Here is a 2,241-nt window from a genome sequence, read left to right on the forward strand (position 1 = left end):
CGCCACGCGACAGTTGCCCCGGGGGAACTTGTGGTTGCAGGGCGGCGCGCGCGAACGTGTCTTCTTTGCGGATACCCCAGAGAAGGGACCAACTTTAAATAAATTACCTTTGGTTCGATGGAATTGGCGATACGCCTACATTAATTCCACGCATTCGCTTCTGCCGCCATCGTTGAATGCGCTCTATGACGGGCCATCCGATCCCCGACTTACGGGTGTTTTACTGCACACGAAATTTTTGCCAAATGTCATTGAGAAGTCTCGTGAGGAAAAGAACAGAAACCAACACTTTCGGGACCCATCTGCGTTTCAAGGCTACTATGACTTAATCGTCGAAAGTCCTAATTTGATGGGGGATGTTTCGATACCTTATGAGGGGGCAGAGCAATTAGAATCTCTTGGCCTTATGTCACGTGGTGCTTGGGGACACGGTAACCCCACGACTTAATGTAAACAATCATTGCAATGTGCCCTAATTGTTTACCAATCACGACTAAAAGCGTAGTCTGCATGTATAGAAGCGATAGGTAAACGTATCGCTAGTGGGAACAGTTGGTCGATTGAGCAGGTTTGGTAGATATCGCATGCGCTGGCGGCGCAAAAAGGTCTTGTTCAAGGCTATTCGCGCACGTCATGATTTGACCTGTGTCGCTGACCGAACATCCCAAATTCGGCCCAATGATATTCTTGTCGTTGTGACACTACGCAACGAGAGCATCCGTCTTCCATATTTTCTACAATACTATCGCGATCTTGGTGTGTCGCACTTTCTTGTCGTCGACAATGACAGCGACGATGGGTCCGGTGCTTACCTCAAGGCGCAGGATGACGTTTCACTTTGGCACACACAGGAAAGCTATAAGAGGGCAGATTTTGGTGTGCGTTGGATGAACTGGCTCGCGCGCAAGTATTGCCATGGGCATTGGACCCTCACCGTGGATGTCGATGAGTTTTTTGTTTATCCATTTTGCGACACGCGTCCCATACCGGCTCTCACAGATTGGCTCGACAACTCTGGTCTCAAGAGTTTTTCGGCGATGATGATTGATATGTATCCGAAGGGCAGCGTCGACGCGGTAGCGTATCGTGCCGGCCAAAACCCCATGGAAATCGCCGAATGGTTCGATAGCGGGAACTATACGATTTCGACCAACCCAGACTATTTCAACTTGTGGATCCAAGGTGGTCCACGGGCACGCCGTTTCTTTAAAGATGACCCAGAAAACGCACCTTCGATGAACAAAATTCCATTGGTGAAATGGGATAGAAAGTTTGCGTATATTCAATCTACTCACATGCTTTTGCCGCGTGGGTTAAATTTGGTGTACGATACTAGCGGTGGTGAAAAAGCGTCTGGGGCGTTACTTCATGCCAAATTCATAAGCACTCTGCGCGCGAAAACAGAAGAAGAGTTGCAGCGACAAGAGCACTACGCCAGCGGCCGCGAGTACGCAGCCTATCACAAAAATCTAGAAGAAGATCCGGACCTGTGGTGCAATTGGTCTGAGAAATATATCAATTGGCGGCAACTCGAGATTCTTGGGCTGATGTCTAAGGGAAATTGGGCATGACGGTCGGCTTTGTTATGCTGGTTCACACAGCGCTGGACCGCGCCGAACAAGTGGCACGTCATTGGGCGGACCAAGGTTGCCCTGTCGTGGTCCATGTGGACAAACGTGTGGCGGCAGCGGCATATCGAGCATTTGTTGAAAGTTTGTCAGATCTCGACAACGTTTTGTTTTCGAAACGACACAGTTGCGATTGGGGCACGTGGTCATTGGTTGCGGCATCTCAAAATGCGTCTGAACTCATGCTCGACCGGTTCGATGATGTTCAGCATGTCTATCTTGCCTCAGGATCCTGTTTGCCGTTGAGACCCGTGGCTGATTTAAAAGCGTACCTATCGGCGCGGCCAACGACAAACTTTATTGAAAGCGTGACGACGGAAGATGTGCCGTGGACGGTTGGTGGGCTGGATTCCGAACGGTTTACCCTACGGTTTCCATTTTCATGGAAGAAAAATCGGCGCCTGTTCGATGCGTATGTCCGGTTGCAACGCCGTGTCGGCTTTAGACGTAAGCGTCCGGAAAATGTCGTTCCGCACCTTGGATCGCAATGGTGGTGTTTGTCCCGTGACACCCTGACCAAGATATTGAATGATCCGGAACGCCAAGTGTACGACAGGTATTTTAAACGCGTTTGGATTCCTGACGAGAGCTATTACCAGTCCCTTGTGCGCCT

Annotated in this window: 2 protein-coding genes and 1 pseudogene; all 3 read left to right on the plus strand. The window is 50.0% G+C overall.

All coding sequences use genetic code 11. From position 1 onward, the window contains the following. A pseudogene (locus ACTG34_RS12710) lies at positions 1-448 on the plus strand (glycosyltransferase family 2 protein); the annotation flags it as partial. A 136-nt stretch (positions 449-584) separates the two neighbouring features. Then, complete coding sequence (locus tag ACTG34_RS12715) at positions 585-1,571, plus strand: glycosyltransferase family 2 protein (RefSeq protein WP_439105256.1); 987 nt, start codon at positions 585-587, stop codon at positions 1,569-1,571. Beyond that, a partial coding sequence (locus tag ACTG34_RS12720) for a beta-1,6-N-acetylglucosaminyltransferase (RefSeq protein WP_439105257.1) occupies positions 1,568-2,241 on the plus strand: 674 nt, incomplete at its 3' end. The genes ACTG34_RS12715 and ACTG34_RS12720, both read left to right, overlap by 4 nt.

The sequence above is a fragment of the Celeribacter marinus genome, from assembly GCF_965656515.1.
Lineage (GTDB): Bacteria > Pseudomonadota > Alphaproteobacteria > Rhodobacterales > Rhodobacteraceae > Celeribacter > Celeribacter marinus_D.

Bases quoted from the DNA above. Each gene is read 5' to 3' on its own strand.
- ACTG34_RS12715 (WP_439105256.1), top strand. From the start codon at position 585: ATGCGCTGGCGGCGCAAAAAGGTCTTGTTCAAGGCTATTCGCGCACGT.